The 26508-nt window shown below is 66.9% G+C and carries 28 protein-coding genes and 1 other RNA gene; 11 read left to right on the top strand and 18 right to left on the bottom strand.

What is annotated here, in order from left to right:
* Nucleotides 1-231 (top strand): DUF2007 domain-containing protein, encoded by a 231-nt coding sequence (locus XaplCFBP3123_RS04795; RefSeq protein WP_016900736.1) that lies wholly within the window; start codon nt 1-3, stop codon nt 229-231.
* A 92-nt stretch (nt 232-323) separates the two neighbouring features.
* Here XaplCFBP3123_RS04795 and XaplCFBP3123_RS04790 read toward each other — a convergent pair whose 3' ends face one another.
* From XaplCFBP3123_RS04790 to XaplCFBP3123_RS04780, 3 genes are read right to left on the bottom strand one after another with little or no spacing between them, the layout of a single operon-like run.
* Entirely contained in the window at nt 324-788 is a 465-nt protein-coding gene (locus XaplCFBP3123_RS04790) for a response regulator (protein ID WP_104532966.1), read from the bottom strand.
* A complete protein-coding gene (locus XaplCFBP3123_RS04785; RefSeq protein WP_104532965.1) occupies nt 785-2695 on the bottom strand; it encodes an ATP-binding protein in 1911 nt (636 codons plus the stop codon). The genes XaplCFBP3123_RS04790 and XaplCFBP3123_RS04785 overlap by 4 nt, the downstream gene beginning before the upstream one ends.
* Entirely contained in the window at nt 2692-3399 is a 708-nt protein-coding gene (locus XaplCFBP3123_RS04780; protein WP_104532964.1) for a helix-turn-helix transcriptional regulator, read from the bottom strand. The genes XaplCFBP3123_RS04785 and XaplCFBP3123_RS04780 overlap by 4 nt, the downstream gene beginning before the upstream one ends.
* Nucleotides 3400-3523: 124 nt before the next feature.
* On the opposite strand from XaplCFBP3123_RS04780, the gene XaplCFBP3123_RS04775 reads away from it, so the two are divergent.
* Together XaplCFBP3123_RS04775 and msrA are read left to right on the top strand one after the other, a co-directional pair.
* Nucleotides 3524-4039 carry an SgcJ/EcaC family oxidoreductase gene (locus XaplCFBP3123_RS04775; protein ID WP_104532963.1) on the top strand — a complete coding sequence of 172 codons (516 nt, stop codon included), beginning with the start codon at nt 3524-3526 and terminating at the stop codon, nt 4037-4039.
* Between the two features lie 82 nt (nt 4040-4121).
* Nucleotides 4122-4772: a peptide-methionine (S)-S-oxide reductase MsrA gene (gene msrA, locus XaplCFBP3123_RS04770; protein ID WP_104532962.1), complete on the top strand. Its 651-nt coding sequence runs from the start codon at nt 4122-4124 to the stop codon at nt 4770-4772.
* 262 nt (nt 4773-5034) lie between these two features.
* On the opposite strand, the gene XaplCFBP3123_RS04765 is transcribed toward msrA, so the two are convergent.
* The 6 genes from XaplCFBP3123_RS04765 to ahpC all read right to left on the bottom strand — a co-directional run bounded on the left by XaplCFBP3123_RS04765 (nt 5035) and on the right by ahpC (nt 11249).
* Nucleotides 5035-5604: a type 1 glutamine amidotransferase family protein gene (locus XaplCFBP3123_RS04765; RefSeq protein WP_104532961.1), complete on the bottom strand. Its 570-nt coding sequence runs from the start codon at nt 5602-5604 to the stop codon at nt 5035-5037.
* A 326-nt stretch (nt 5605-5930) separates the two neighbouring features.
* The gene (locus tag XaplCFBP3123_RS04760; protein ID WP_104532960.1) at nt 5931-6896 is read right to left on the bottom strand and encodes a transaldolase; all 966 of its coding nucleotides are present in this window, start codon (nt 6894-6896) and stop codon (nt 5931-5933) included.
* 75 nt (nt 6897-6971) lie between these two features.
* Nucleotides 6972-7394: a nucleoside diphosphate kinase regulator gene (gene rnk, locus XaplCFBP3123_RS04755; protein ID WP_104532959.1), complete on the bottom strand. Its 423-nt coding sequence runs from the start codon at nt 7392-7394 to the stop codon at nt 6972-6974.
* A gap of 459 nt (nt 7395-7853) precedes the next feature.
* A complete protein-coding gene (locus XaplCFBP3123_RS04750) occupies nt 7854-8795 on the bottom strand; it encodes a LysR substrate-binding domain-containing protein (RefSeq protein ID WP_104532958.1) in 942 nt (313 codons plus the stop codon).
* Between the two features lie 79 nt (nt 8796-8874).
* A complete protein-coding gene (gene ahpF / locus XaplCFBP3123_RS04745; protein ID WP_104532957.1) occupies nt 8875-10467 on the bottom strand; it encodes an alkyl hydroperoxide reductase subunit F in 1593 nt (530 codons plus the stop codon).
* A gap of 218 nt (nt 10468-10685) precedes the next feature.
* Nucleotides 10686-11249, bottom strand: a complete 564-nt coding sequence (ahpC, locus tag XaplCFBP3123_RS04740) for an alkyl hydroperoxide reductase subunit C (protein ID WP_003488826.1) — start codon at nt 11247-11249, stop codon at nt 10686-10688.
* Between the two features lie 200 nt (nt 11250-11449).
* Between ahpC and prmC the strand changes: the two genes are divergently transcribed.
* A complete protein-coding gene (gene prmC / locus XaplCFBP3123_RS04735) occupies nt 11450-12301 on the top strand; it encodes a peptide chain release factor N(5)-glutamine methyltransferase (protein WP_104532956.1) in 852 nt (283 codons plus the stop codon).
* Between the two features lie 4 nt (nt 12302-12305).
* On the opposite strand, the gene XaplCFBP3123_RS04730 is transcribed toward prmC, so the two are convergent.
* Nucleotides 12306-12368: non-coding RNA, sX9 sRNA (locus XaplCFBP3123_RS04730), on the bottom strand.
* A 169-nt stretch (nt 12369-12537) separates the two neighbouring features.
* On the opposite strand from XaplCFBP3123_RS04730, the gene pip reads away from it, so the two are divergent.
* Nucleotides 12538-13479: a prolyl aminopeptidase gene (gene pip, locus XaplCFBP3123_RS04725; RefSeq protein WP_104532955.1), complete on the top strand. Its 942-nt coding sequence runs from the start codon at nt 12538-12540 to the stop codon at nt 13477-13479.
* A gap of 251 nt (nt 13480-13730) precedes the next feature.
* Here the strand turns inward: pip and XaplCFBP3123_RS04720 are convergent, their stop codons facing one another.
* The 4 genes from XaplCFBP3123_RS04720 to XaplCFBP3123_RS04705 are packed head-to-tail and all read right to left on the bottom strand — an operon-like array spanning nt 13731 to nt 16615.
* Nucleotides 13731-14528, bottom strand: a complete 798-nt coding sequence (locus XaplCFBP3123_RS04720; protein ID WP_104532954.1) for an N-formylglutamate amidohydrolase — start codon at nt 14526-14528, stop codon at nt 13731-13733.
* Nucleotides 14509-15060, bottom strand: coding sequence for an NUDIX hydrolase (locus XaplCFBP3123_RS04715; RefSeq protein ID WP_172453079.1), 552 nt, complete (start codon nt 15058-15060; stop codon nt 14509-14511). The genes XaplCFBP3123_RS04720 and XaplCFBP3123_RS04715 overlap by 20 nt, the downstream gene beginning before the upstream one ends.
* Nucleotides 15057-16052 carry a 5'-3' exonuclease gene (locus XaplCFBP3123_RS04710; protein WP_429001614.1) on the bottom strand — a complete coding sequence of 332 codons (996 nt, stop codon included), beginning with the start codon at nt 16050-16052 and terminating at the stop codon, nt 15057-15059. The genes XaplCFBP3123_RS04715 and XaplCFBP3123_RS04710 overlap by 4 nt, the downstream gene beginning before the upstream one ends.
* Nucleotides 16040-16615, bottom strand: coding sequence for a nitroreductase family protein (locus XaplCFBP3123_RS04705; protein ID WP_104532951.1), 576 nt, complete (start codon nt 16613-16615; stop codon nt 16040-16042). The genes XaplCFBP3123_RS04710 and XaplCFBP3123_RS04705 overlap by 13 nt, the downstream gene beginning before the upstream one ends.
* A 131-nt stretch (nt 16616-16746) precedes the next feature.
* Between XaplCFBP3123_RS04705 and XaplCFBP3123_RS04700 the strand changes: the two genes are divergently transcribed.
* Both XaplCFBP3123_RS04700 and XaplCFBP3123_RS04695 read left to right on the top strand, forming a co-directional pair.
* Nucleotides 16747-17058, top strand: coding sequence for a DUF1631 family protein (locus XaplCFBP3123_RS04700; protein ID WP_253254132.1), 312 nt, complete (start codon nt 16747-16749; stop codon nt 17056-17058).
* 221 nt (nt 17059-17279) lie between these two features.
* The gene (locus XaplCFBP3123_RS04695; protein ID WP_104532950.1) at nt 17280-19634 is read left to right on the top strand and encodes a DUF1631 domain-containing protein; all 2355 of its coding nucleotides are present in this window, start codon (nt 17280-17282) and stop codon (nt 19632-19634) included.
* 46 nt (nt 19635-19680) lie between these two features.
* Here XaplCFBP3123_RS04695 and XaplCFBP3123_RS04690 read toward each other — a convergent pair whose 3' ends face one another.
* Nucleotides 19681-20544: an alpha/beta hydrolase gene (locus XaplCFBP3123_RS04690; RefSeq protein ID WP_104532949.1), complete on the bottom strand. Its 864-nt coding sequence runs from the start codon at nt 20542-20544 to the stop codon at nt 19681-19683.
* Nucleotides 20545-20681: 137 nt separating this feature from the next.
* Here XaplCFBP3123_RS04690 and XaplCFBP3123_RS04685 point away from each other — a divergent pair, with 137 nt between their 5' ends.
* Nucleotides 20682-21278 (top strand): TetR/AcrR family transcriptional regulator, encoded by a 597-nt coding sequence (locus tag XaplCFBP3123_RS04685; protein ID WP_104532948.1) that lies wholly within the window; start codon nt 20682-20684, stop codon nt 21276-21278.
* Between the two features lie 60 nt (nt 21279-21338).
* Nucleotides 21339-22430, top strand: a complete 1092-nt coding sequence (locus tag XaplCFBP3123_RS04680) for an NAD(P) transhydrogenase subunit alpha (RefSeq protein ID WP_104532947.1) — start codon at nt 21339-21341, stop codon at nt 22428-22430.
* A 178-nt stretch (nt 22431-22608) separates the two neighbouring features.
* On the opposite strand, the gene XaplCFBP3123_RS04675 is transcribed toward XaplCFBP3123_RS04680, so the two are convergent.
* The 3 genes from XaplCFBP3123_RS04675 to XaplCFBP3123_RS04665 are packed head-to-tail and all read right to left on the bottom strand — an operon-like array spanning nt 22609 to nt 23995.
* Nucleotides 22609-23085, bottom strand: a complete 477-nt coding sequence (locus tag XaplCFBP3123_RS04675; RefSeq protein ID WP_104532946.1) for a DUF3106 domain-containing protein — start codon at nt 23083-23085, stop codon at nt 22609-22611.
* A gap of 5 nt (nt 23086-23090) precedes the next feature.
* Complete coding sequence (locus XaplCFBP3123_RS04670; RefSeq protein WP_104532945.1) at nt 23091-23435, bottom strand: hypothetical protein; 345 nt, start codon at nt 23433-23435, stop codon at nt 23091-23093.
* A complete protein-coding gene (locus XaplCFBP3123_RS04665) occupies nt 23432-23995 on the bottom strand; it encodes an RNA polymerase sigma factor (protein WP_104532944.1) in 564 nt (187 codons plus the stop codon). The genes XaplCFBP3123_RS04670 and XaplCFBP3123_RS04665 overlap by 4 nt, the downstream gene beginning before the upstream one ends.
* A 123-nt stretch (nt 23996-24118) precedes the next feature.
* Here XaplCFBP3123_RS04665 and XaplCFBP3123_RS04660 point away from each other — a divergent pair, with 123 nt between their 5' ends.
* Nucleotides 24119-24424, top strand: coding sequence for an NAD(P) transhydrogenase subunit alpha (locus XaplCFBP3123_RS04660; protein WP_104532943.1), 306 nt, complete (start codon nt 24119-24121; stop codon nt 24422-24424).
* On the top strand, nt 24421-25878 hold the full coding sequence (locus tag XaplCFBP3123_RS04655; protein WP_104532942.1) for an NAD(P)(+) transhydrogenase (Re/Si-specific) subunit beta: 1458 nt from the start codon (nt 24421-24423) through the stop codon (nt 25876-25878). The genes XaplCFBP3123_RS04660 and XaplCFBP3123_RS04655 overlap by 4 nt, the downstream gene beginning before the upstream one ends.
* Nucleotides 25879-26508: the final 630 nt, after the last annotated feature.

The following is a 26508-nucleotide window of genomic DNA, read 5'->3' as shown; positions in this document are numbered from 1 at the left end:
ATGCAGATCGCGTATCGCGCCAGTCACATCATCGATGCGCATCTGGCCAAGCACGCGCTGGAAGATGCCGGCATCACCGCGTTCGTGTTCGGCGAATCGCTCTTGGGCGGTGCCGGCGAGCTGCCCGCATTCGGCGTGCTGCAGGTCTGCGTGGCCGACCTGCACCTGAGCCAGGCGCAGGCGGTGCTGGCGGAGATCGGATTGTGCGGCGAGGTCACCCGCGCGCTGTAGCGTTGCACCAGTCGTAGGAGCGCACCGGGGCGCGACGGGCGTTACCGGGAAAGCCTCGTCGCGCCCGGGTGCGCTCCTACGACGTGCACGCATCATTCTGGCTGACGCCACCCGGGCGGCACGGCCTCCGGTGCCGCCAGCGCCCGCAGGCGCTTGAACAGCACGGTGGTTTCGGCCACGTTCCAGACCCGTAACGCGACCTCGAAGGTGTCCAGGGGCTTGGTCAGAAAATCCTTGGCGCCCAGGCCCAGGGCGCGATGGCGCGCGCTGCGGCTGGGGTCGGCGGTGAGCACGATCACCGGCAAAAAATGGCCGGGATCGGACAAGCGCGCCAGTTGTTCCAACAGCGCGTAGCCGTCGAGCTCCGGCATCTTCAGATCCAGCAGGATCAGGTCCGGCGCGAATGCCGACACCAGCCCCATCACCCGTAGCGGGTCGGTGGTGGCGATGACCTGCTGGAAGCCTTCGCGCTGCAGCAGGTCTTCGAGCAGCCGCACATTGGCCGGCTCGTCGTCGACGATGAGGATGCGCGAGCCCAGGATTTCGTCGCGTGTCATGCCAGCAGCCCGTCGATCACAGTGAAGAATTCCGCCACGTCGAGCGGCTTGGTCAGATACGCGCGCACGCCCTGGTTGCCGACGCGCGCCAGGGTGGCGGTGGTGGCGTCTGCACTGATCACCACCACCGGCAAGCCGGCCGTGGCCGGCTGCGCCTGCAGCTCGCGCAGCAGGTCTTCGCCGTTGCCGTCGCTCAGATGCAGATCCAACAGGATCAGATCCGGCACGCCATGCTGCAGCAGCGCGCGTGCCTGTGCCAGGCTGGCCGCTTCCAGCAGCTGCCATTGCGGGCGACGTTCGCTGAGGGTACGGATCAGGGCCTGGTTGGACGGGTTGTCTTCGATGCTCAGCAGCCGGCATACGCCCGTGCCCGCATTACTCGGCGGCACGATGGTGCGCGCCGGCTCGCTGCGTTGCGGTTCGCCCTGCGGCAGCGAGATCCAGAAGCGTGCGCCATCGCGGCTGCTGTCCACGCCGATGCGCCCGCCCATCGCTTCGATCAGCCGCTTGCTCAGTGCCAGGCCCAACCCGGTGCCTTCCACCGCCGAGCGCTCCGCACCCAGCCGCTCGAACGGCGTGAACAGCCGCTCGATCTGTGCCGGCGTCAGGCCCGCGCCCTGGTCGGCGACCGTGATGCGCACCTGCTCGCCATCCGGCTGCGCGCTCACCTGCACCTGCCCGCCGGTGCGATTGAACTTGACCGCATTCGACAGCAGATTGAGCAGCACCTGGCGCAGGCGCTGCGCATCGGCGCGCACCGTCCACGGCCCGTCGATGGCCGCCGGTTGCAGCGCGATGCCGTGCTTGTCCGCGTCCGGGGCGATCAGGCCCAGGGCCTCGTGGACGGCCGCACGCACCGAGATCGGCTCCGGGCTCAGATCCAGTTGCTCGGCCTCGATGCGCGCGATGTCCAGCAGCTCGGTGATCAGCCCGAGAAGGTGCCGGCCGGCGCCGAGAATATGCTGCAGATGACGGCGATGCCCGGGCTCGGGCAGATCCATTTCCAGCACCTGCGCATAGCCCAGGATCGCATTGAGCGGCGTGCGCAGTTCGTGGCTGCTGCGCGACAGGAATTCGGTCTTTGCGCGGTTGGCGGTTTCTGCCTCGCGCCGTGCCAGTTGCGCTTCGGCCCCACGTGCGGCGAGCAGTTCGCTGGCCTGCGCCAGGCGCTGGCCGACCTGTCCCAGCTCATCGCCGGCACGCGGCTGCGGTGCCAGCGGCAGGCCTTCGCCCAGCCGGTCGGCATTGGCGGCCAGCGTGCGCAGGCGCCCGGAGAGCGCCGAGGCGAACCACGCCACCGCAAACACCGCGCCCAGGCCGCCGAGCATTGCCGCACTCAGGGTAATGATGAGATTGCGCTGGCGCAGTCCTTGCGCCTTGGCGGTACGTACCTGCAACTGCGCGGTTTCGTAATTGCGCAGTTCGCGCAGTTCGGCACGCAGGATGTCGAGCTTGTACTTGCCGTCCCACAGCTGGCGGATCTCTTCTTCGCGGCTCAGATCCGGCGCCAGCAAGCGGCGCCAGCCCTGCATCTTTTCCGCAAACAGCGGTTTGATGCGTGCAAACCGCTGCGCCTGCCCCGGCTCGGTGATGCGTTGCGACAGCCGCTCGGCCACCCGTTGCAGGCGCGGTTCGGCATCGCGGTACGGGGTGAGGAATTCATCGCGGCGCACCAGCCGATACCCGCGCACGCCGGCCGCGGTTTCAGCCAATAGCGCGTGTGCTTCGTACAGATCGCTCAGCACTTCCAGCGTCTGCCGCACATCGTTTTCGGCGGCGATGTTCTGCCGCTCCACGCTGTAGATCGCCATCAAGGCGACCGCCAGCAGCAGCAGGGGCAGGGTCACCACCGCCAGGCTCTTGCGGGTGATCGGCCAATCGTTCCAACGCACCGCCAATGCATTCATAGCGCCAGTCCGGCTTGGACCGCGTACACCGCAGCCTGGGTGCGATCTTTTACCTCAAGTTTCTGCAGGATCCGCTCCACATGCACCTTGACCGTGCCGGGAGAAATCCCCAGTTCAGCTGCCAGCGTGGCATTGGTGAGGCCGCGCGGCAGCAGTGACAACACCTGTTTCTCGCGCTTGCTGAGCGTGCCGAGGCGGTCGTCCTGCACCGGCTTGCGCCGACGCGTGGCGAGCGGTCTGGCCGGCTCGGCCACCATCGCCGGCAGCAGCAATGCGAAGGCCTGCAGCGCCTGGACGTCATCGTTGCCGGGGGCGGGACGGTTGTCGTTCCAGGCCACGCACAGCATGCCGAGGGTGCTGCCCAGCGCATGGATCGGCACCCTGGCCTCGCGGATATCGGCCGGGCGCGGTGGCATCAGCCAGGCCGCTTCATGGCCGTCGCCGGCAGCGCTGGCTCCGGGCGGCAATGCGCGGCCGCGGCTGGCCAGCACCTGTGCGCGTGGCCCGCGCTGTGCCAGCACCGCGCCATGTTCCAGGCCCAGCAACAGCAGCACCCGGCCCAGCACCGCGTCGCAGGCCTGCTCCGGCGTCTGTGCCTGGCGCAGCGCCACCGCGGCCTCCCAGAGCGCCTGCCAGCGTGCGCTGTCGGATGCTTCGCGGCGTAGCGTCAGGCGCCAATCGCCAGCATTGGTAGGGGTTTCCATACGTTCGCTCTAGGCCGATCAGCATATTTGAGTATATGCCACCCGGCAGAATTTTTGGGGCCGCTTGGTTTCGATACTGCGCTTGCCCGATGAGGCACCCCCATCCACCACACGGAGATTTCCCATGCGTCGCACTCTGTTCTCTCTGGTTATGGCCCTGGTTGCCGCCCCGGCGCTGGCTGGCGGCGTGATCCACTACACCGACAAGGCCACGTTGCCTGCGGGCGGCGAAGAACGTGAAGTCGCCGCGCTGTTCGACACATGGAACGCGGCCCTGGCCACCGGCAATCCGCACAAGGTGGCCGATCTGTACGCGCCGGACGGTGTGTTGCTGCCGACCGTTTCCAACGAAGTGCGCGCCTCGCGCGAGCAGATCGAAAAGTACTTCGAGATGTTCCTGACCAAGAAGCCGCAGGGCGTGGTCAACTACCGCACCGTGCGCGTGCTCGATGACGACAGCGCGGTGGATGCCGGCGTGTACACCTTCACGCTGACCGACAAGGACGGCAAGAAGAGCAAGGTGCAGGCGCGTTACACCTTCGTGTACGAAAAGCGCGACGACACGTGGCTGATCATCAACCACCACAGCTCGGCGATGCCGGAAGTGGACACAGCCACCGCCTCGGTGACCCGGAAGTAACGCCGCATCGGCCGTAGTGGCTTGAAAGCCGCTACGGCAGGCGCCATCCAGCAGGCAATCCTCACGATTGCGGAGTTGCACCATGCTGGGAATCGGCGCTTTCAAACAACGCATGCCACGTCCGGGCGAGGCGTTACCCGGACGCGAGCAGGCACTACCGCTCCACAACACGCACCTGATCAACGGCCATCCGTTGCGCGGGGAGTTCACCGGCCTGGCCCAGGTGCAGTTCGGGCTTGGCTGCTTCTGGGGTGCAGAACGCAAGTTCTGGAACCTGCCAGGGGTGTACACCACGGCGGTGGGTTATGCCGGCGGCGAAACACCCAACGCCACCTACGGCGAAGTGTGTTCCGGGCAGACCGGCCATACAGAGGCGGTACTGGTGGTCTATGACGCAGAGACGGTGTCGTTTGCGCAATTGCTGCGTACGTTCTGGGAAAGCCACGACCCCACCCAGGGCATGCAGCAGGGCAACGATGTCGGCACGCAGTACCGCTCTGCGATCTATTGCACGACACCGGCGCAATACGACGCCGCGCTTGCCAGCCGCGATGCGTATCAGCAGCAACTGGATGCAGCCGGGTATGGCGCGATCACCACGGAGATCCGTTTCCCGGCGCCCACGTTCTATTACGCCGAAGACGATCACCAGCAATATCTCGCCAAGCATCCCAATGGCTACTGCGGGCTTGGCGGAACGGGCGTGAGTTGCCCGATCGGGCTGGATGCCTGACGGAAAGGCGGGCCGGATTGAAGCGCTGTCATCCACGTGATCGTGGCGGCGTGCCGATGGCCAACAGTGACCGGCAGGATTATCACGATCAGGCAGCGCATGGCAGTGCATGCCAGGCCACTTGAATGGCGACGTCGGAGACGACGTGGCCATCTTTTTGCGTACAGCGGTCGCGAGGGCGTGCGTGCGGCGGATCTGCAATGCAGATCAGTGCGGCGAACCGAATGCGTCGCTCCAGATACGCCGCATCAGCTCGGCTGAATCAGACGAACTCACCGGCGAACATGCCGCGCAACTGGGCGAGCATGTCGGTGCGTTCCGGATGCAGCAGCCGCATGCAGGCAAGCGCAAAGCCGACCGGACTGGTGCCGGGTGCGGTGATCACGCCATCGGCGGTCACGACCTTTTCGTGCCGGTATTGCGCAGCACCGGCGTAAGGCACCACGTGTTCCTGCAAGAAGGCCAGCGCGTTGCTGGTATGCGCGCGTTCGTCGAGCAGGCCGGCATAGGCCAGGGCGATGGTGGCACCGCAGATCGCGGCGACCGGCCGCTGGTGCTGCACGCGCTCGACCAGCAGGCCGCTCAGGCCGGGGATTTCGCCGGCCTGCCAACGCTCGCTGCCGGGCAGGATCCAGAGATCGGCGTCCAGCGGCGCCAGATCGGAGAGGGCGAAGTCCGGGGTGATGCGCAGCCCGCCGATCGACTGCACCGGCTGACCATCGATGCTGGCGATGGCGACCTGGTCGCCGAACCATTCGCGCGCCGCCGGCAGGACGACGCCAATTTCCCAATCGGCCACGCCGTCGACCATCACCACTGCAATGTTTGCCATTGTCCGCTACGCCAGTTGAGAAACCCCGGATTCTAGGCAGTGCCGGTCCGATGGATGTAAGCGAAGTGTGGAGAGCGGCGTCGATGCGCGCGCCGATCAGACCAAAACGGGCGCATGGCAGCTCAGTGGCGGCTGCGCAGGCGTCAACGCGCCCACGAGCTCAGCGGTGCCTAGCGAGTACTAGCCGCAGTTCCCAACGCCAGCATCGCCGGCCCGCGTTGCTTGCGCGTCGTGGCCGCAGCTTGCTGCGCAGCCAGACTGCAAAAACCAGAACGCCTACAGCAGATAGGCTGCAGGCGTCGTTGGCGCGAACCGCGGCGCTGCAATCAGCCGGCGAGCTTGTCGGTGATGGTCTTGCGCAGTGCCTGCAGATCCTTGGCGAAGGCGTCGATGCCGCTGGCCAGCTTTTCGGTGGCCATCGGGTCGGCCGCCAGATCGGTAGCGAAGCTGTCGCTGTCGATCGGGGTGATCTGCGCGTTGCCGGCCTGCGCAGGCGAGAGCTTGCGCGGCAGCTGCCCGTGTTCGGCGTCGAGCTTTTCCAGCAGCTCCGGCGAGATGGTCAGACGATCGCAACCGGCCAGCGCTTCGATCTGCGCGGTGGAGCGGAACGAGGCGCCCATCACCACGGTGGACGAGCCACGCTGCTTGAACTCGGTGTAGACCGTGCGCACGAACACCACGCCCGGGTCTTCGTCGATGCTGGCCGGGGTCTGCCCCTGGGCAACGTAGTAATCCAGGATGCGGCCGACGAACGGCGAGATCAGGAACACACCTGCTTCAGCACAGGCCAGCGCCTGCGACCGGTTGAAGATCAGGGTCAGGTTGCAGTCGATGCCTTCGCGCTGCAGCTGGCGGGCCGCTTCGATGCCTTCCCAGGTGGCCGCGATCTTGATCAGGATCTTGTCCTTGGACACGCCACGCTCGGCGTACATCGCGATGAACTTGCGCGCCTTGGCGACGGTCTCCTCGGTGTCGTGTGCCAGATCGGCATCGACTTCGGTGGAGACCCGGCCCGGCACCAGTTCGGCCAGCTTGACACCGACGCCAATGGTGAGGCGGTCGGCCACTTCGTTGACGGTGGCTGTGCGGTCTTCCCCGCCGTGTTCGCGGCCCCAAGCCAGTTCGCGCTCGATCAGATCGGCATACACCGGCAGGTCCAATGCTTTCTTGACCAGGGTGGGGTTGGTGGTGCAGTCGACCGGCTTCAGACGCTTGATGGCGTCGTAGTCGCCGGTGTCGGCAACGACAACGGACAGGTCACGCAACTGAGCAAGCTTGGAGGGAGCAGTCATGCGGGTTCTCTCGAATCGTGGAACGGGTCGTGGATAGGACGCAGCGCGCTACGGTAGCGCGCCTGGCGTGGGAAGTCAGGCGCCGGCCAATGCATGTTGATCGTGCACGGCGCTGACACGCAGACGCAGGTCACGCCCGTCGGGCGTGCGCCAGTCGATGCGCTGACCGACTGACAGGCCGAGCAGCGCACTGCCGACCGGCGCCAGCACCGAGATGCGGCCGTGCTGCACATCGGCTTCGTGCGGATACACAAGGGTGAGCGTATGCCGTTCGCCATGCAGCTCATCTTCGCAATCGATGCGGGAGTGCATGGTGACGACATCGCCTGGAATCTGGTCGGGCGGCACGACGCGTGCGCGGCCCAGTTCATCACTCAGCGCGGTGGCGGCCGGGTGCTTGTTGAAAGCAGGGGAGTCGAGCAGGGCCTCAAGCCGGGCGAGGTCATGGCTGGAAACCAGGATGGACGGCGGCAAGCCGCTATGGTGCTGCGAAGTCATGGCAATCTCCTTGACGATGACGGCTCGCCAACATGGCAAGCCTCACTGCCCAGATGAGGGCGCCGCTGCCCGATCGCAATGCATGGCGAGATGGCGCAGTGCACGGCATGGGTCGGGCGAGGCAGGCGCGGCACTACCAGTTGCGGGCCGTGGCCAGGGCATCAGGCAAGCACGGCAGGGTTGCAGCGCCCGGGTGCGCGCCACCACCCAGCGACAAGCTGCTGACTTGAAGTTGCCCGTCTGAGTCCGCCGCGCGCCAATGACGCCGCAGCCGCCATGTGCTTCCAGAGACATCGCGCCGTCACCATCAGCGAAACAAAAAACGACGCTTGCGCGTCGCTTATGTCCGAGAAGCAGGTGAAAAAACATCACGCAAAGCGACCGCAGCCGTGAAACGATTTCCCGATTCCCGATTCCCGATTCCCGACTCCCGACTCCCGACTCCCGACTCCCGACTCCTCAGGCCGCAACCGCCTTGGGAGCGGTCGCCAGCTGGTCCAACGTGAACAGGCTGTCCGGCAGTTCCTTGAACAACTGCGCCAGGTGCTCGAGAAATGCGGTCATGGCCGAGCTGCGGCGCCAGGCCATGGCGATGCGGCGGCTGGGTTGCTTGTCTGCGCGGAAACGGATCAGGCGAATGTTTTCCGAGCGTGCGACCGGCGGTTTGACCGCCAGCAGCGGCAGCAAGGTCACACCGACGTTGGCGGCCACCATCTGGCGCAGCGTCTCCAGGCTGGTGGCCTGGAATTCGGATTTTTCCAGGGCACCGGCAAGATGGCAGACATCCAGTGCCTGTTCGCGCAGGCAGTGGCCATCTTCCAGCAGCAACAGCCGCTGCTCGGACAGATCGTCCAGCGTCATGCTGTCGTGGCGCGACAGCGGATGACCTTCCGGCACGGCCAGCACGAAGGGCTCCTCGAACAGGAATTCGGCATGCAGCTGCTCATCCTGCAACGGCAGTGCGAGCAGCGCCGCGTCCAGACGGCCTTCGCGCAGCTGGTGCACCAGTTGATCGCTTTTTTCCTCGATCAGCAGCAGTTCCAGGCGCGGGAACCGCTCGCGGATCTGCGGCACCACGTGCGGCAACAGATACGGCGCCAGGGTGGGAAAGATGCCCAGCCGCACGGTGCCCGCTTCCGGATCCTGGCTGCGCCGCGCGGCTTCCTTCATCTGTTCCACTTCGGCCACGATGCCGCGTGCGCGCATCGCCGCTTCGCGGCCGGCGGGGGTCAGCATCACCTTGCGCGGCGCACGTTCCACCAGCGGTACGCCGAGCTCGTCTTCGAGTTTCTTGATCTGTGTGGACAGCGTCGGTTGACTGACGAAACAGGCCGTCGCAGCGCGGCCGAAATGCTTGTGGTCGGCCAGGGCGACCAGATATTTCAGGTCACGCAGATTCATGTGCAGCAGCCCTCATTGCGGTGACGGGGTAGGCCTGGAGCTTAGCGCCCGGCGTGGCCGGGCGGTGGCTCCAGTGCGCTTACGCAGCCTGGGCGACATTGTCGGCGCTGACCGGTGCGCTGGAGCGGATCAGGTAATCGAACGCGCTCAATGCAGCCTTGGAACCTTCGCCCATCGCGATCACGATCTGCTTGTACGGCACCGTGGTGGCGTCGCCTGCAGCGAATACACCCGCAACATTGGTCTGGCCGCGGTCGTCGACGATGATCTCGCCGCGCGGCGACAACGCCACCGAGCCCTTGAGGAATTCGGTGTTGGGCAGCAGGCCGATCTGTACGAACACGCCTTCCAGATCCACGTGCTGGATGTCGCCGCCGGTGCGGTCCTTGTAGACCAGGCCGGTGACCTTCTGCCCATCGCCCAGCACTTCGGTGGTCTGCGCGCTGGTGATGATGCGCACGTTGTGCAGGCTGCGCAGCTTGCGTTGCAGCACTTCGTCGGCGCGCAGCTTGTCGTCGAACTCCACCAGCGTCACATGCGCCACGATACCGGCCAGATCGATCGCGGCCTCGACGCCCGAATTGCCGCCGCCGATCACCGCCACGCGCTTGCCCTTGAACAGCGGGCCATCGCAATGCGGGCAATAGGCGACGCCCTTGTTCTTGTACTGGTCTTCGCCCGGCACGTTCATCTGCCTCCAGCGCGCGCCGGTGGACAGGATCACGGTCCTGCTCCTGAGCGAGGCGCCATTGGCCAGCTTGATCTCGATCAGGCCATCGGCACCGGCCGGGATCAGCTGCTCGGCGCGCTGCAGGTTCATGATGTCTACGTCGTACTGGCGCACGTGCTGCTCGAGCGCGGCGGCCATCTTCGGGCCCTCGGTCTCCGGCACCGAGATGAAGTTTTCGATCGACATGGTGTCCAGCACCTGGCCACCGAAACGCTCGGCCGCCACGCCGGTGCGGATGCCCTTGCGTGCGGCATAGACGGCTGCTGCCGAGCCGGCCGGGCCACCGCCGACCACCAGCACGTCGAAGGCGTCCTTGGCCGCGATCTTGGCGGCGTCGCGCTTGGCGGCATTGGTATCGAGCTTGGCGACGATCTGCTCCAGCGTCATGCGGCCCTGGTCGAACAGCTCGCCGTTCAGGTACACGGTGGGCACTGACATGATCTGGCGGGTCTCGACCTCGTCCTGGAACCACGCGCCGTCGATGGCCACGTGCTTGATGCGCGGGTTGAGCACGGCGGCAAGATTCAGCGCCTGCACCACGTCCGGGCAGTTCTGGCACGACAGCGAGAAGTAGGTCTCGAACTGGTAGTCGCCATCCAGATGCTGCACCTGCTCGATCACATCGGCGGCAGCCTTGGACGGGTGTCCGCCCACCTGCAGCAGCGCCAGCACCAGCGAGGTGAACTCGTGGCCCATCGGCAGGCCGGCAAAGCGCAGCGAGATGTCCTGGCCAGGCGTGGTCAGCGCGAACGAGGGCTTGCGCTGGTTGTCGTCGCGGTGGAGGTCCAGGCTGATCTTGTCCGACAGCAGGACCAGATCCTCGAGCAGGTCGAGCATCTCGCGCGAGCCGGCGCTCTCGTCGATCGAGGCATTGATCTGGATCGGCCGGGTGACCCGTTCCAGGTAGGCGGTCAGCTGGGTCTTGAGGTTGGCATCCAACATGGAAAACTCCTGGGAATGGGCAAGGGGAGGGCGTGGCGTCGCTGCGGTGGGGCAGGTCGCCGGGGAGGAGGGGATGAACCGCAGCCGGCGCGATGTCGGGAATGCGTGCTGGCGATGGCTGGCGGGCAGCCCGGCACCGGCTCCGGTTCACCCCCGGCCCAGTGCTGGGCCGGAGATGTCCTTCCGGCCTGACGACAGGCCGGAAGGGGATGGTCGGTTTAGATCTTGCCGACCAGGTCCAGCGACGGAGCCAGGGTCTTGGCGCCTTCCTTCCACTTTGCCGGGCAGACCTGGCCAGGGTTGTTGGCGACGAACTGGGCAGCGGTCAGCTTGCGCAGCGTCTCGGTGACGTCGCGGGCGATCGAGTTGTCGTGGATCTCGAGGGTCTTGATCACGCCTTCCGGGTTGATGATGAAGGTGCCGCGCAGGGCCAAGCCTTCTTCTTCGATATGCACGCCGAACGCGCGGGTCAGCTTGTGGGTCGGGTCACCGATCAGCGGGAACTGCGCCTTGCCCACGGCCGGGGAGGTTTCGTGCCACACCTTGTGCGAGAAGTGCGTATCGGTGGTGACGATGTAGACCTCGGCGCCTGCCTTCTGGAACGCGGCATAGTTGTCGGCGGCGTCTTCCACTTCGGTCGGGCAATTGAAGGTGAAGGCGGCCGGCATGAAGATCAGCACCGACCACTTGCCCTTCAGGCTGGCTTCGGTGACTTCGATGAAGTTGCCGTTGTGATACGCATTGGCCTTGAACGGCTGGACCTGGGTGTTGATGAGAGACATTGAGTTTCCTCGTGCGATGAAGGGGGCGGGGGATGGAACAGTCGCCATGGTAGGTAGGATCGATAGATTTCTCAAATCGATTGATGGAATTGTATAGATAGGCTGTGACTATCGAGTCCGCAGACGGCGTCTGCTGCTGCAGGGGCCGATTCCATCTCCGATAATGGTGGGCCGATGTTGCGCATGAGTGAATGATCCGTATGAGCGAAGACCCCGCCGGTCTTGCCGCCGAGCAGCTGTTGCGGCGGGCAGTCGAACGGATCGACCGCAGCGATGCCGAGCCGCTGCTGCTGCACGCGCTCGGCCGCGACCGCGCGTGGCTGTTCGCGCATGGCCGCGATCCGGTCGACATGTCTGTCGCGCAGGCGTTCGAGGCGCTGGTACAGCGGCGCCAGGCCGGCGAACCGGTGGCGTATCTGACCGGCACCCGTGGGTTCTGGACGCTGGAGCTGGCGGTCTCCGCTGCCACGCTGATCCCGCGCGCCGACACCGAGCTGCTGGTCGAGCTGGCACTTGAGCGCCTGGACGGCCTGCCTGGCCGCCGTGTCGCCGATCTGGGCACCGGTAGCGGCGCGATCGCGCTGGCGATCGCCAGCGAGCGGCCGCAGGCACAGGTGATCGCCACCGATGCCAGTGCGGCGGCGCTGGCGGTTGCCCGGCGCAATGCCGACAGCCACCTGTTGCGCAATGTCGACTGCCGGCAGGGCAGCTGGTTCGCGCCGCTGGCCGGAGAGCGCTTCGATCTGATCGCCAGCAACCCGCCGTATATCGCCGCGCAGGATCCGCATCTGGGCGAGGGCGATCTGCGTTACGAGCCGGCCAGTGCGCTAGCGTCCGGCCCCGATGGGCTGGACGACATCCGCCTGATCGTCGCCGATGCGCCTGCGCATCTGCTGCCCGGCGGCTGGCTGCTGCTCGAACACGGCTGGGACCAGGGCGCGGCGGTGGCGGGGCTGCTGCGGGCGCGTGGTTTCGATGCAGTGGCAACCCATCGGGACCTGGAACAGCGCGATCGGGTGACGTTGGGGGGCTGGTCGCCCTCTGCGGGCTAGGCGCGGCCGACAACGCTTAGCAAGCGGTCGTCGGTGTGGACGGGCCCGGAGTGCACGCGTGGGACATGCCGATTCCGAGCGCCGACCGTGCCTGCCTGGCGGTGCGCGCAGGAGTCTTGTTAGTCGCTCCAAGCCTTCGCGCATCGCCGTGCGCCAGGCCTCGGTCGAGCACGTGGGGGCGTCCGCGTGCGTGCGCCGGCTGCCGATACACTAGCGGTTTCCCGCAGGACCGACGCATGCGCACGCTCTATCCCGAGATCAGCCCTTACGACCACGGCACCCTCCAGGTCGACGACCGCCACACCCTGTATTTCGAACAGTGCGGCAATCCGCAGGGCAAGCCGGTGGTGATGCTGCACGGCGGCCCCGGCGGCGGTTGCAACGACAAGATGCGGCGCTTCCACGACCCGGCCAAGTACCGCATCGTGCTGTTCGATCAGCGCGGCGCAGGCCGCTCCACCCCGCATGCCGATCTGGTGAACAACACCACCTGGGACCTGGTCGCCGATATCGAGCGCTTGCGCGAACACCTGGGCATCGCGCGCTGGCAGGTGTTCGGCGGCAGCTGGGGCTCGACGCTGGCGCTGGCCTATGCGCAGACCCATCCGCAGCAGGTCACCGAGCTGGTGCTGCGCGGCATCTTCCTGCTGCGCCGTTTCGAGCTGGAATGGTTCTATCAGCAAGGCGCCAGCCGGCTGTTTCCCGATGCCTGGGAGCATTACGTCAACGCCATTCCGGCGGTGGAACGCGCCGATCTGATCTCGGCCTTCCATCGCCGCCTGACCAGCGACGACGAAGCCACGCGTCTGGCCGCGGCCAAGGCGTGGAGCGTGTGGGAAGGTGCCACCAGCTTCCTGCATGTGGACGCCGATTTCGTCACCGGGCATGAGGACGCGCATTTCGCACTGGCGTTCGCGCGCATCGAGAACCACTACTTCGTCAACGGCGGTTTCTTCGAGGTCGAAGACCAGCTGTTGCGCGACGCGCACCGCATCGCCGACATCCCCGGCGTGATCGTGCACGGCCGCTATGACGTGGTCTGTCCGCTGCAAAGCGCCTGGGACCTGCACAAGGTGTGGCCGAAGGCGCAGCTGCAGGTCAGCGCAGCCTCCGGCCATTCCGGATTCGAGCCGGAAAATGTCGATGCGCTGGTGCGCGCAACCGATGGCTTTGCCTGAGCGCAACCGGGAGCGTGCACGGGAAGCTGCAGCAGCGCTCGCGCGCCAGCGGTAGGAGCGCACCCGGGCGCGACGTAGGGTAACGGGACGGCCTGTCGCGCCCGGGTGCGCTCCTACGAGGCAACCGTCGTCACCGAGGCTGCGGATCAGCGCGGCCGCCGCATGCCCCGTAGGAGCGCGCTTGCGCGCGATAAGGCGTTACCGATAACGCCCCATCGCGCGCAAGCGCGCTCCTACGGTGATTGCCGGTTTCAGTGCGGCAGCAGCGCATCCGCCAGCGGCGGCAGGATGCGTGCCAGGCGCTGTGCCCACGCCTGTTGCCCAGCCGCATCGGCAATCAGGTCCTGGCGCAGTTCTAGCTCCACATGCAGCAGGCCGCGGCCTTCGCCGTGGACCGGAATCGCGTAGTCGCTGGTGTCGCTGATTGCGTAGGGCTGGTTGTCGCCGACCACCAGATCCGGCTCGTTGCGCAATGCCTGTAGTAGCCGGTGCGCCAGCCGGGTGTCGCGGTTGTACAGCACGCCGGCATGCCAGGGCCGCGCATTGCCGGCCATGATCGGTGTGAAGCTGTGCATCGATACCAGCACGGTCGGTTGCTTGCGCTGCGCACGTGCATCCAGTTCCGCCGCGATGCGCGCGTGGTACGGCGCGAAGATCGCGTCGATGCGCTGCTGCCGATCGTTTGCCGACAGCTGCAGATTGCCGGGAATCGATGTGTCGTCGCTGACCTCGGGCATCAGCGTGGCCGACCCATGCGGGCGATTGCAGTCGATCACCAGGCGCGAATAGGTCTGCGCGATGGCGATGGCATCCAGCGCGTCGGCCAGCAAACGGGTGACCTCGGCAATGCCGATATCCCAGCCGATATGGCGGTCCAGTTCGTGCTGCGGCAAGCCGAGACTGGCCAGCCGCGCCGGCACGCGCTGACCGGCGTGGTCGGCGATCAACAGCCACGGCGAGGCGGCCTGCGGGTTGTGCACGCTGAATGTTGCGGGATCTTCGGCGCCCAGCAGGCGGGCGACTGTCGCTTCAGCCACGCGGGGTGCCATCCAGTGCGTGATCGACCAGATACAGCCCGGCCCACAGCTTGGGGTCCATCTGATAGCCCTCGGCCATCTTCTGCACCAGCCATGCGCCGACCTGGGCGCGCGGGATCTGGTGCACGGTGATGTCCTCGCTGGCATCGCCGCCGCCTGCACCGACCTTGCGCAGGCCGGTGGCGCGCACGAAGGCGATCTTCTCGCTGCTGGCGCCGGCCGAGGTCGGGCCGATCATCAGCACTTCGGCATGCTCGGCGGTCCAGCCGGTTTCTTCTTCCAACTCGCGAATGGCCGATAGTTCGATCGACTCGTCGGCATGCACGTCGCCGACCAGGCCGGCCGGCATTTCGATGGTGCGTGCCTGCAGCGGCACGCGGAACTGTTCGACGAACAACATCGCATCGTCCGGGGTCACCGCCACGATGATCGCTGCCAGGCCGCCGGCATGCACGCGTTCGGAATATTCCCAGGTGCCGCGCACGACCATGCGCTGGTACTTGCCTTCGTAGACCACGGTGGGCGGGGTGTCGTGTCGGTTCATGGATGCAGACCTTGTTCCAGGGAAACGGGAGTGCGCGGTGCCGGCGCGCCGCCGCACGCGGCCAGCAACCGGCGCCGGGTGAGCGGGCCGAAGCGCAGGCTTTCGCACAATCCGCCCAGCATGTCGGTATCGGCTTGCGCGCGCGTGAAACCGGCATCGGTCAGCGCCAACGGCGCGTCGAGTGCGATGGTGGTGAGCTGACGCCACAGCAGGGCGTGTTCGCGTTGCTCGCGCAGGCGCGCGGCCATCTGCGCCGCGCCGCGCAGGCGCAGGAACGGGATTTCGTCGATGCGTTCCAGCAAGGCGTCCAGGCTGCCGAAATGCGCCAGCAGCACCGCCGCGGATTTGGCGCCGATGCCGGTGACGCCGGGAATGTTGTCGATCGCATCGCCGCACAGCGCCAGGTAGTCGGCGATCTGATGGGCATGCACACCGTGGCGCGCCTTGACCCCGTCCATGCCCCAACGCAGGTTGCGCGCGTAATCCCATTGCTCGTCGTGCTCGAGCAGCAGCTGCGACAGATCCTTGTCGGCCGACACGATCACTCCGCGCAGGCCGTGCGCACGCACGCTGTGCAAGGCGCTGCCGATCAGATCGTCGGCCTCGTAATCGCGGTGCGCCAGCACGTTCAGGCCCAATGCCGCGCACAGCGCCTTGCAATGCGCGAACTGGCGCCGCAACGCATCCGGTGCCGGGGTGCGATTGCCTTTGTAGGCCGGGTAGAGCGCATGCCGAAAACAGCTGTCCAGGGCCTCGTCGAAGGCGATGGTGATGTGCTCCGGGTCCTCGCGTTCGAGCAGGTCGAGCAGGAAGCGCGCAAAGCCGTGCACGGCATTGGTCGGCCAGCCTTGCGCATCCTGGAATTCGTCCGGGATCGAATGCCAGGCGCGGAACACGTATAGGCTGGCATCGACCAGATACAGCGGCGTCGGGCGACTGATCGCCAGCGGCGCGCCCGCAAGCGTAGTGGTGTGCGTGGTCACGGGGTCCAGTCGCGCAGCAGCGCACGCGGGTCCGGGCGCTCGCGCTCGGGCACCTGCATGCGCGGGGTGCCGATATGGATGAAACCGGCGATGCGCTCGTTCTGCTCCAGGCCCAGGTAGCCGGTCACCGCCGGATCGTAGGCCATCCATGCGGTCAGCCACTGCGCGCCGAAGCCATGCGCCTGCGCGGCCTGCAGCAGCGCAAAACACACGCAGCCGGCGGTGAGCAGCTGTTCCTGCTCGGGCACCTTGTGCCCGGGGCGCAGCGCGGCGATCACCACGATCACCAGCGGCGCATCGTTGAAACGGTTGCGGTCTTTTTCGACCGCTGCGGGCGGCGTCAGCGGGTCGGCGGCCAGGCTGCGCTCGGCCAGGAAATCGCCCAGTGCCTGGCGTGCATCGCCGCCGATGCGCAAGAAGCGGAACGGCACCAGCTTGCCGTGGTCGGGCACGCGCACTGCCGAGGTGAGCATGCGCAGCAGGGTGTCGTCATCCGGGCCGGGTTCGCCCAACTGTTTGGAGGGGACCGAGCGGCGCGCGTCCAGCGCCTGGAGCGAATACGGTGCGTGCATAATTCCGGGTCGAGGCGAGGATGCGGGCAATTATAGACGGGCCCTTCCCAACGCCTGCCGCATCATGGGCGGCGGGGCCGGTGCCGGCCCGGCCGTGACATCCATTCCGTGTTCGTCCTGTGCGCTGCCCGATGACCCAGTTCGTTTCCACTCCAGTGCTCTCCAGCCACAATCCACACCTGCTCGATCAGGTGCGCGAGAGCGTGCTGGTGCCGCTGGCCGCTGCATTTGTCCAATTCCAGGATGCATTGGCCGAGGCGCTGTTCCGGCCGGCGGCCGATGCCGACGTGGCCCAGAACGACGTCCTCGAAGCCATTCATGCGCTGTGGCAGCGGCGCGAGCCGATCACCGCGCGTTTTTTCGCGGGCATCCGGCCAAGGTCTGGCAGCGCGATGCAGGACGTGGTCGATGTGCTGAACCTGCCGCATAGGCTGAAGACTTAACCCCCGCAGGCGATGAACGCGCTTTGACAAGCGCCACCGCAGCGATGCAGCTAGGATGTTGGCTTGACACGCAAACCTTGGGCGGCCACTAGTAAAGTGCTAACGGCGTCACACTTAACAAACGAGCGAAACGCCTACCATGCGATGGCGGAAGTCGGGGCCGCGTCTGTTTTTTCTCGTTTGAATATTTTCACGCCTGCAGGGGCGGGGAGCCTTTGCGCATGACTGTTCAGCCCAGTCCGTCAGGACATCCGGGCCGTGACCAACGCTTGCTCGAACAGGCGCACGCCGTGTTCGTGCCCGCACTCGCGCAGGTTTTCGCAGCTGCAGTCGCACACTTCGACGATGTGCTGTTCGATCGCGCCGAATCCGCGGGCGCATCGCAGCTGCTGTTTCTCGATGGCATGCGCGAATTGCGCCGCAAGCGCGACGCAGTGGCCGCGCAGTTCCGCCAGCAGCTGGACGACGGCTGGCAGGCGCTGCTGCTGGGCGAGCCCTTGTCGGCCGAGGTGGTCCTTGCAGGCGACATCGGCACCGGCCCGCTGAGTCTGGTGCCTGAACACGTGCTCGAATCGCGGCTGGCGGTGCGCAATCTGGCCACCGTGCTGCTGCGCGACTTCAAGCAGGTGCTGGCGCGGGTGGACCGCCGCCTGGGCTGGATTGCCGGCGGCCTGGAGCTGGTGGCCGATACCAATCCGCTCGGTCCGGAACATCTGGGCGTGGCGATCCACGAGGCCTTCGCCACCTGCGATCTGGCGCCGGAAGTGCGCCTGGTGCTGATCAAGCTGTGCGAGCGCGACCTGGCCGAGCCGATCGGCAAGCTGTATGCGCGTCTGGACGAGACGCTGGTCAAGGCTGGCGTCATGCCGGAAATCTCCCAGCCCAAGCGCCCGCCGCCGCGCGTGCAGCCACGTGGCGACACGCCAGAAGAGCGCGCGCAGGCCGAGGCTCACGGCGCAGCTGCCCAGATGGGCGGCGACGACCTTAACGACCAATACGCACCGGCCTGGGCCAACCGCTTTCTGGACCGCTGGGCGCATAGCCGCGGCCGCATGCAGGCCGCCGCTCAGCGTGGTCAGGCCGGCGGCGCTACCGGCGGCATGGAGGGGGGCGAGGCCGATCACCCCGGCGGCAGCCAGGGCATGTTGCTGGAAGCGCTGCACGAACTGCTGCAGCAGACCCGCAGCGTGCGCGACAATGCCGCCTCTGCTGCATCGGTGGCGGTGGGCCAGCAACGCCCATTGAGCCAGCGCGAAATGATGTCGGTGCTGTCGTTGCTGCAGGCCACGCCGAGCGCGACGCTGCAGGCGGCCATCGGCGACGACACCGAGTCGCTGGCCCAACGGCTGAAGAACGAAGTGCTGTCCAGCGCCACGCGGCTGGGCGTGGATCCGGCGACCGCGCGTCTGGACCCGATGGACGAGGATGCGATCGATCTGGTCGGCATGCTGTTCGACGTGATGCTGGACGAACGCGATCTGGAAAACCGTTCGCGCGAAACGATCGGCCGGCTGGTGGTGCCCTTCGTCAAGGTGGCGCTGCTGGATCGCAAGATGTTCGTGCAGAAGACCCATCCCGCGCGGCGCCTGCTCAATTCGCTGGCCGAGGCCTGCGAAGGCAACAACGGCGACAGCGCTGCCGAGCGCGTGTTGATGGGCAAGGTCGAGGAAATCGTCGACCGCCTGGTGGCCGAGTTCAACGAGAACCTGGCGATCTTCCTGACCCTGGAAGAGGAATTCCGAGATTTCCTGTCGCAGCACCGGCGTCGGGTGGAAATCGCCGAGCGGCGCGCCACCGAAACCCAGCGCGGCCAGGAAAAGCTCGAACTGGCACGCAGCCGCGCGTTGTCGGAGCTGGAACAGCGCACGCAAGCCGGCACGCCGCTGCCCAGGGCCGTGGAGGATTTCCTGCGTCAGCCGTGGCTGCACCATCTGACCATGGCGATCCTGCGCGACGGCGACGAAGGTCCGGGCACCATCGAGGCACTGGCCCTGGCCGATGGCGTGCTGGAGGAACTGGCCGAGGCGCGTCGCCACATCGTCGGCAAGCCGTGGCTGCAGGTCTGGCAGCCGGCCCTGCACCGCGCGTTCGCCAGCGTTGGTCTGCATGGCGATGCGGTGGTGGTGGCGATCGGTGCGCTGCACGACACCCTGCAGGCGATCGCCGAAGCGCGTCCCGAGCTGGAAAAGGCCTTGCCGGAGCTGCCGCAGGTCAACCTGCCACCGCCGGCTGCCGAAAGCGTCAGCGTGGTGCTGGGTGCCGAGGCGGTGGCGCAGAGCATCGACAGTGCCGACGCCGAGCGTTTTCGCGCGATGGATATCGGCACCTGGCTGGATTTTGTCGACAAGGACGGCAAGGTGCAGGCGGGCAAGCTGTCCTGGGTGAGTCCGATCTCGCAGCGGCTGCTGTTCGTCAATCGCCGCGGCGTGCGCTTCTGCGTCGCCTCGCCGGAGGAGCTGGCGGTGATGGTGCGCCTGGGCCGGCTGCGCGAACACATCAACGACGGTGCCTTCGACAGCGCCATGCAGGGCGTCATCGACCGCCTGGATCCGCTGCACAACAGCACCGTGCATTAGCGGATGTCGGGTGATGCGGCGATGCGCTCGACGTATCGCCGTACGGTCAGGCCTGCACGGGGCCGATAAAGCGCAGCGCCGCCTCGATCACCGAGGCATGGTCGACCATGCGGTTGTGCCCCAGCCCCTCGGTGGTCACCAGTTGCGCCTGCGGCCATAGCGCCGCAAAACGCGCGCCTTCGTCCCAGGGCGTCTCGCGGTCGCGGCGGTCGTGGATGACCAGGGCCGGGCGCTGGAAACGCGGCAGGTGGGTGGACGCATCGAAATCGGCAAAGCGCTTGCCGGTGATCGTGTGCAGCAGATTCTCGAACGGAACGAAAGTCTTGGCCGCGATGCCGAAAGCGCGGAACTGGCGGTGGGCGGCGTCGGCCGGGGCCAGCAATGGCGCGATCAGCACGTAGCGCGCCGGCTGCCAGGCGGCTTCGTCGGCGAACACGATCGACGCCGAACCCAGCGAATGGCCGATGAAGGCGGCCGGTCGGCCGAACCGTCGCCCGATCTGGCGCAGCACCTCGACAAAGTGCGGCATGTAACTGATGCGTCCACCGCTCAACCCGTGCCCGGCCTGGTCGAAAGCCACCACCGCATAGCCCAGCGCCTGCAGCCGTGGCACCCAGGCGGCAAAGCGCAAGCCATAGCTGGACCATCCGTGTGAGAGCAGCACATACGGTTGCCGGGCCGGATCGCCCCAGACATACACCGCGATGTCGATGCCATCGATGCTTAGGCTGTCGCGGCCGACGTCGGACAGCGTGGCCAGGGTGGAGGCGGCATGCCGGCGCGATGCCGCATCCGGCGTTACGAAACGTCGTGCCAGCAGGCGGCCGGTCGGGCCGGGGGCCAGGCGGCTGGCCAGCCCGAACAGCGTGCGGGTCAGGCGCATGCGCCACCGGGAGGAAGCCTTAGCCATGGGGAGAGCTCGCTGGAGGAGGGGCTGCATCCGCCGCCAAATTTTGACCCTGGCAAGATGCGGCTCGAGTCTGCATCGCCAATCTTGTCAACGTCAAGATTCCCTGCTCCAATGGAATCCCGTATTGTGAAGCCTCCATGTCCCAAGCGCCCAGGTCAGCGACCTATCACCACGGCGATCTGCCCGCCGCCCTGCGCCGGGCCGCCTGGGAGATCGTCGGCGAATCGGGTCCGCGCGGACTGAGCCTGCGCGAGTGCGCCCGCCGCGCCGGTGTTTCGCACGCCGCGCCGGCACATCACTTCGGCTCGTTGGAAGGCCTGGTGGTGGAATTGGTCGCGGACGGTTACGAATGCATGGTCGAGTGGATCGTCCGGGCCCAGCGCGAGGTCGCCCCACTGCTGGGCGGCGGTCTGGGCTATATCCGGTTCGCCATCGCCTACCCGCAGCAGTTTCGCCTGATGCAGAGCCTGGAGCCGCAGCGACGCAGCCTGCCGCGCCTGCTGGCAGCCACCGATGCTGCGTTGGCCTGCCTGCGCGATGCCTTGCATGCGGCCTGGCTGGCCCGGCACGGCAGTGCACCGGATGCGCAGCTGCTGCATCAACGGGTGTTGCTGGCCTGGAGCGCGGCGCATGGTTATGCGTGTCTGGCCATCGACCACCGTACCGACGCGGTGGCGCTGGCGCCGCCCGAGCAGTTGCTCGCCCCGATGCTGGCGGCCTTGCTGACGCCCTGAGCGTGGCTGCCGCGCTCTGCTAGCATCGCCGCGACTAAAGGCGCGCGAGCGGAGCAATCCATGGCTGTGCAGGTGCTGGTGCTGAAAGAACACGCGGCAGGCGAGCGCCGTGTCGCCGCCACGCCGGAAACGGTCAGGAAACTGGTCGCGCTCGGCGCCAGCGTGTGGATCGAGCCGGGCGCCGGCTGCGCCAGCAGCATGGCCGACGCGGCGTATCTGCAGGCCGGGGCCCGGCTTGCCACGGCACAGACGCTGGCCCAGGCCGAGGTGCTGCTGAGCGTACAGGCGCCGCCCACCGAGGCGCTGCGGCAATGCAAACCCCACACGGTGCTGATCGGCATGCTGGCGCCGGATGCCGACCCGGCACGTGCGCAGGCGATTGCCACCGGTGCGCTGGTTGCGTTTCCGCTGGAGCGCCTGCCGCGCACCACGCGTGCGCAATCGATGGACGTATTGAGTTCGCAGGCCGGCATGGCCGGCTACAAGGCGATGCTGATCGCCGCACAACTGGCGCCACGTTTCTTTCCAATGCTGACCACCGCCGCCGGCACCATGCGTCCGTGCAAGGTGCTGGTGATCGGTGCGGGCGTGGCCGGGCTGCAGGCCATCGCCACCGCCAAACGGCTGGGCGCACAGGTCGAAGGCTTCGACGTGCGCCCGGAAACGCGCGAGCAGATCGCCTCGCTGGGCGCGCGCTTCCTGGATCTGGGTGTGAGCGCGGCCGGCGAGGGCGGTTATGCGCGCCAGCTCACCGACGACGAACGCGCCGAACAGCAACACCGTCTGGCCGAGCATCTCAAGAGCGTGGACGTGGTGGTCTGCACCGCCGCCGTGCCCGGGCGGCCGGCGCCGAAGATCCTGAGCACGGAGATGCTGCACGGAATGCGCGCCGGCAGCGTGATCGTCGATCTGGCCGCGGAAACCGGCGGCAATTGCGCCGCCACGCGGCCCGGCGACACCTACGAGCGCGACGGCGTGGTGATCGCCGGCCCGCTCAATCTGGCCAGCCAGGGCGCGGTGCACGCCAGCGACATGTTCGCGCGCAACGTCTATGCGTTCGCCGCATTGCTGATCAAGGATGGCGCGCTGTCGTTCGATTGGGACGACGAGCTGCTGGCCAAGACACGCTGGTCGGCGACATCGACTGCATAGCCCCGCCGAGCCTTGAGCGTTGATGTTCTGGGATAGGAGCGCGCTGGCGCGCGATGGAGCGTTACCGATAAAGCGCCATCGCGCGCCAGCGCGCTCCGACAGTGGCCGCGCGCATGTCCGCCTGCAACCGGGATGCACCCGTGCGATGGCTGTCGGGCTCGCCGCGGCGGCGCTGCCGTCAATCGTCGGTTGGCGGATGCTCGCGCAACCAGGTGCTGCGCTCGGCCGGGCGCATCTTCTGCCAGCGTTGCTGCAGCTCGTTGCGTTGTTGCTGGTTGAGCGTGCGCATGCGGTCGAACAAGGCCTTGGCTTCGCGGCGTTGCTCCGGGCTCATGTTGCGGAAGCGGTCCATGCCGGCCTTGGCCTGTTTGCGCTGCTCCGGGGTCATGTCCAGCCAGCGGCGTGCGTGGCGGTACATGCGCGGGCGTTCTTCCGGCACCTCGTTCCAGCGCTCGCGCAGCGCATCGATCAGCACCTGCCGCTGCTGCTGGGTGAGCTTGTCCCACTCGGGCATCGGCGTGTCTGCCTCGCGCGGTCCGGGACCCTCGGGCGGTGGCGGTCCCGGCGGTTCCGGGGAATGGGCCTGGGCCAGCAAGGAGGCGCAGGGCGCCGCGCACAGCAGCAGGGTCAACAACAGGCGGGTGGTGCGGGTCATCGTGCTTATTCCATGGCCAGGGCGGTGTCGGACCCCAGCCAGACGTACAGGTCCGGATTCTGGGTCAGCATGTCGTCGGTATCGGTGGTGGCGCCGGCGACCGCCTGGGTCGGGGCGAAGTTCGGCGCGGCGGTCTCGCCTGGACGCAGTTGCAGGCCGATGCCGACCGCCAGCAGCCCGGAACACGCGGTCGCCAGCAACCAGTAACCGCGTCGGGCACGCATGGGAGCGGTCGCATGACGGGCCTGGCGCAGGCGCGCCAGGGTCTGCGGTGGCAGGCTGGTCAGGGCGGTGGCATGCAGGTGGCGCAGTTGCGCATCCAGCTGGGCCGGGTCGTGGGAGCGGTTCACAGGAAATCCTCGAACTGTTTTTGCAACGCGTCGCGCGCACGCGACAGGTGGGTTTTGACCGAGCCTTCCGAGCAGCCCATCGCCTTGGCGGTGGTGGCCACGTCCAGGTCTTCCAGTACCCGCAGCGTGAATGCTTCGCGCTGGCGCGCCGGCAGGCTGCGCAAAGCCTCGACCAGCCGCTGGTAGGCCTGTTGATGCTGTTGCTCGTCCACCGGCCCGGTGCCGGGGTCGGCCCAGTCGATGGTGCCTTCGTCGTCGGCGCGCTCGGCCGGCGCCCAGAACTTCAGGCGGAAACTGCGCCGGCGCTGCAGGTCGATGATGCGGCTGCGCAGGATGCTCCAGAACAACGGCGTCCATTCGGCGGCCGGGCGCTCGCGGTAGCCAAGCAGCTTCACCATGGCGTCCTGCACCGCGTCCAGCGCATCTTCGCGGTGACGCAGGCCGGCCTCGGCAAAACGGAACGCACGCGGGCCGATGCCGGCCAGGAAGGCGTCCAGCGAAACGGGCGCGGCGGCGGCCGCTGCGGCAGGTTGCGGATCGAAAGGGGTTCCCACCAGCACAGCGTAGCTTCCGCGGAGACGATACGACGTCAACGGGCGAGCGTCGATTCGGTTGACACGCGCCCGGGCGCGCACGGCGTGGGTATGATCGGCGGGCCGCACCGGCCAGTGGAGCGAACGACGATGAGCGACGGATTCGTAGCGCTGTACATCTTCATGCTGGCGGCCATCGCCGGCCACGTGATCATCTCGCGGGTGCCGGTGATCCTGCATACCCCGCTGATGTCCGGCTCCAACTTCATCCATGGCATCGTGCTGATCGGCGCGATGGTGGTGCTGGGGCATGCCGATACCACGCTGGAAAAAGCGCTGGGATGTGTCGCGGTGATGCTGGGTGCGGGCAATGCGGCCGGTGGTTACGTGGTGACTGAGCGGATGCTGGACATGTTCAAGTCCAGCAGGAAGCGGCCGGGTGGGGATGCGCCATGAGCGTCTCCACCGCCGAGCTGCTGGCATGGCTGGTGAAGTCCAGCTACCTGGTCGCGGCAACCTTGTTCCTGCTCGGGCTGCAGCGCATGGCCTCGCCGCTGACCGCGCGCAGCGGCATCCGCTGGGCCGGGCTGGGCATGCTGATCGCCACGGTGGCGACGTTCTTCCTGCCCGAACTGCATAACGTGCCGCTGATCCTGGTCGCGCTGGCGATCGGCACCGGGGTGGCGTGGTGGTCAGCCAGGAAGGTCGCCATCACCGACATGCCGCAGATGGTGGCGCTGTACAACGGCATGGGCGGCGGCTCGGCGGCGGCGATCGGGGCGGTGGAGTTGCTGCGCTTTGCCTTCTTCGCCAACCGCGACACCACCCACTGGAGCGCCCAGGCGATCGCCGAACTGGCGGCGCGGCGGCCGGACACCACCACCGTGGTGCTGGCGGTGGTCGGCTCGGCGATCGGCGCGGTGTCGCTGTCCGGCTCGATCGTGGCCTGGGCCAAGCTGGATGGGCGGCTCGACCGGCGGGTGAGCTTTCCGGGACAGCAGGCCTTCAATCTGCTGGTGGCACTGGCCGCGCTGGTGCTCGGCATCTGGGCGGCCAGCAGTCTGCAGCCGACGGCGATCGTCGCCTTCTTCGTGGTGGCGCTGGCGCTGGGCGTGCTGATGACGCTGCCGATCGGCGGCGCCGACATGCCGGTGGTGATCTCGCTGTACAACGCATTCACCGGTCTGGCGGTGGCTTTCGAAGGCTATGTGCTGGGCAACGAGGCGCTGATCATCGCCGGCATGATGGTCGGCGCGGCCGGCATCCTGCTGACGCGCCTGATGGCCAAGGCGATGAACCGGCCGATCAGCGGGGTGCTGTTTTCCAACTTCGGCGGCGGCGGGCAGGCGCAGGAGATCGGCGGTGCGCAGAAGCCGATCGAGGCCGGCGACGTGGCGGCGATGATGGCGTTCGCCGAGCGGGTGGTGATCGTGCCCGGCTACGGCATGGCGGTAGCACAGGCACAGCACAAGATCTGGGAGCTGGCGCAGCGGCTGATCGCGCGCGGGGTCAAGGTGAAGTTTGCGATCCACCCGGTCGCCGGACGCATGCCCGGGCACATGAACGTGCTGCTGGCCGAAGCCGGCGTGCCCTACGACCTGATCGCCGACATGGACGACATCAACCCCGAGTTTTCCAGCACCGATGTATCGCTGGTGATCGGCGCCAACGACGTGGTCAACCCGGTGGCCAGGACCGACCCGGCCAGCCCGATCTACGGCATGCCGATTCTGGACTTGGTCAATTCGAAGAACACGGTAGTGATCAAGCGCGGCAAGGGCACCGGCTTTGCCGGCATCGAGAATGCGCTGTTTTACGCCGACAACACCCGCATGCTGTACGGCGATGGCGCGGAAGCGGCCGGCGCGCTGGTCAGCGAGCTGAAGGCGCTGGACGGGGGCGGGCACTGAGGCGTCGTGCGACGGATGTGGTGGATGCGTCTGTGAAGTCATGAGTGGAAGCGGCGCCGTCCTCAGCACCTGGGCCCTTGTAGCGGAGTTACAGGACAGCCGCTCCAAGTCGATCTCTCCGCAGTGTCCAGCCAGTCCCGAGCAGGACGCGGAGCTTTAAGAAAAACACCGAGCTTTCGAGTCGCAGCGGTGTTTTTGCAGATAGTCAAAAGCCTGGTGAGTCGAGGGCGCGGTGCCCTCACCGCTTGCGGGACACGCCGTGAACCCGTCCGTGGGGGCTCGGTGGCGGCATCCATGCCGCCACACGGTCCCGCAATCGGTGAGGACACCGCACCAGACAGCCGGTCGGCGCTCCTTGGAAAAGCTGTCTGTCGTGCTGTGTGCATCAGGCGTGGAGCCGATGCTTCATGATCGAACGAGGTGCATCCAGCACTGCTCTTCCATGCACACCGACCAATTCGAAAGGTCCTTGCCCGCTCACCGTCGCGGGACCTTACGCGGCATGGATGCCGCGTAAGAGCTTACAGGGACGTACTTGCAGCGTGTCCCGCGACGGTGAGCGGGCAAGGGCCCTGCAGCCAAGTCGCACAGTTCTCCAGGCATCGCTGCGTTAGAGCAACAAAGCGCATA

The organism is Xanthomonas arboricola pv. populi (assembly GCF_002939945.1).
Taxonomy (GTDB): Bacteria; Pseudomonadota; Gammaproteobacteria; order Xanthomonadales; family Xanthomonadaceae; genus Xanthomonas; species Xanthomonas arboricola_A.
The sequence above is the reverse complement of the archived record's forward strand: the minus strand, read 5'-3'. Positions and strand labels throughout refer to the sequence as shown.

Excerpts from the sequence above, each read along its gene's own strand:
- XaplCFBP3123_RS04795 (WP_016900736.1), top strand. The coding sequence starts at position 1 with ATGCAGATCGCGTATCGCGCCAGTCACATCATCGATGCGCATCTGGCC.
- XaplCFBP3123_RS04790 (WP_104532966.1), bottom strand. The coding sequence starts at position 788 with ATGACACGCGACGAAATCCTGGGCTCGCGCATCCTCATCGTCGACGAC.
- XaplCFBP3123_RS04785 (WP_104532965.1), bottom strand. The coding sequence starts at position 2,695 with ATGAATGCATTGGCGGTGCGTTGGAACGATTGGCCGATCACCCGCAAG.
- XaplCFBP3123_RS04780 (WP_104532964.1), bottom strand. The coding sequence starts at position 3,399 with ATGGAAACCCCTACCAATGCTGGCGATTGGCGCCTGACGCTACGCCGC.
- XaplCFBP3123_RS04775 (WP_104532963.1), top strand. The coding sequence starts at position 3,524 with ATGCGTCGCACTCTGTTCTCTCTGGTTATGGCCCTGGTTGCCGCCCCG.
- msrA (WP_104532962.1), top strand. The coding sequence starts at position 4,122 with ATGCTGGGAATCGGCGCTTTCAAACAACGCATGCCACGTCCGGGCGAG.
- XaplCFBP3123_RS04765 (WP_104532961.1), bottom strand. The coding sequence starts at position 5,604 with ATGGCAAACATTGCAGTGGTGATGGTCGACGGCGTGGCCGATTGGGAA.
- XaplCFBP3123_RS04760 (WP_104532960.1), bottom strand. The coding sequence starts at position 6,896 with ATGACTGCTCCCTCCAAGCTTGCTCAGTTGCGTGACCTGTCCGTTGTC.
- rnk (WP_104532959.1), bottom strand. The coding sequence starts at position 7,394 with ATGACTTCGCAGCACCATAGCGGCTTGCCGCCGTCCATCCTGGTTTCC.
- XaplCFBP3123_RS04750 (WP_104532958.1), bottom strand. The coding sequence starts at position 8,795 with ATGAATCTGCGTGACCTGAAATATCTGGTCGCCCTGGCCGACCACAAG.
- ahpF (WP_104532957.1), bottom strand. The coding sequence starts at position 10,467 with ATGTTGGATGCCAACCTCAAGACCCAGCTGACCGCCTACCTGGAACGG.
- ahpC (WP_003488826.1), bottom strand. The coding sequence starts at position 11,249 with ATGTCTCTCATCAACACCCAGGTCCAGCCGTTCAAGGCCAATGCGTAT.
- prmC (WP_104532956.1), top strand. The coding sequence starts at position 11,450 with ATGAGCGAAGACCCCGCCGGTCTTGCCGCCGAGCAGCTGTTGCGGCGG.
- pip (WP_104532955.1), top strand. The coding sequence starts at position 12,538 with ATGCGCACGCTCTATCCCGAGATCAGCCCTTACGACCACGGCACCCTC.
- XaplCFBP3123_RS04720 (WP_104532954.1), bottom strand. The coding sequence starts at position 14,528 with ATGGCACCCCGCGTGGCTGAAGCGACAGTCGCCCGCCTGCTGGGCGCC.
- XaplCFBP3123_RS04715 (WP_172453079.1), bottom strand. The coding sequence starts at position 15,060 with ATGAACCGACACGACACCCCGCCCACCGTGGTCTACGAAGGCAAGTAC.
- XaplCFBP3123_RS04705 (WP_104532951.1), bottom strand. The coding sequence starts at position 16,615 with ATGCACGCACCGTATTCGCTCCAGGCGCTGGACGCGCGCCGCTCGGTC.
- XaplCFBP3123_RS04700 (WP_253254132.1), top strand. The coding sequence starts at position 16,747 with ATGACCCAGTTCGTTTCCACTCCAGTGCTCTCCAGCCACAATCCACAC.
- XaplCFBP3123_RS04695 (WP_104532950.1), top strand. The coding sequence starts at position 17,280 with ATGACTGTTCAGCCCAGTCCGTCAGGACATCCGGGCCGTGACCAACGC.
- XaplCFBP3123_RS04690 (WP_104532949.1), bottom strand. The coding sequence starts at position 20,544 with ATGGCTAAGGCTTCCTCCCGGTGGCGCATGCGCCTGACCCGCACGCTG.
- XaplCFBP3123_RS04685 (WP_104532948.1), top strand. The coding sequence starts at position 20,682 with ATGTCCCAAGCGCCCAGGTCAGCGACCTATCACCACGGCGATCTGCCC.
- XaplCFBP3123_RS04680 (WP_104532947.1), top strand. The coding sequence starts at position 21,339 with ATGGCTGTGCAGGTGCTGGTGCTGAAAGAACACGCGGCAGGCGAGCGC.
- XaplCFBP3123_RS04675 (WP_104532946.1), bottom strand. The coding sequence starts at position 23,085 with ATGACCCGCACCACCCGCCTGTTGTTGACCCTGCTGCTGTGCGCGGCG.
- XaplCFBP3123_RS04660 (WP_104532943.1), top strand. The coding sequence starts at position 24,119 with ATGAGCGACGGATTCGTAGCGCTGTACATCTTCATGCTGGCGGCCATC.
- XaplCFBP3123_RS04655 (WP_104532942.1), top strand. The coding sequence starts at position 24,421 with ATGAGCGTCTCCACCGCCGAGCTGCTGGCATGGCTGGTGAAGTCCAGC.